General features: G+C 57.7%; 1 protein-coding gene. It reads left to right on the plus strand.

What is annotated here, in order from left to right:
- Positions 1 to 10 precede the first annotated feature (10 nt).
- Positions 11 to 213: hypothetical protein (locus MFF64_RS37695; protein ID WP_238194239.1), on the plus strand; the 203-nt coding region annotated here is incomplete at its 3' end.

Genomic DNA, 213 nt, shown 5'->3' on the forward strand with positions numbered 1-213 from the left:
CGTGAGCCAGGTGCTGACCCTCTACACGACCCCCGTCGTCTACCAGTACCTCGACCGGTTCGGGCTACTGGGTCGGCCGGCGCTGGGGGATGACCCTGCTCCTGAAGCACGCTGGGAAGATAGACATCCACAACAGCAGGCTCAAGAGCGGGAAATAAGTGTTCATGGGGAACAGAGGAAACATCATGTTCATAGCCTGGTCAACACAGTTGT

Origin of the sequence: Methylobacterium frigidaeris (genome assembly GCF_022179185.1) — a bacterium.
Taxonomy (GTDB): domain Bacteria; phylum Pseudomonadota; class Alphaproteobacteria; order Rhizobiales; family Beijerinckiaceae; genus Methylobacterium; species Methylobacterium frigidaeris.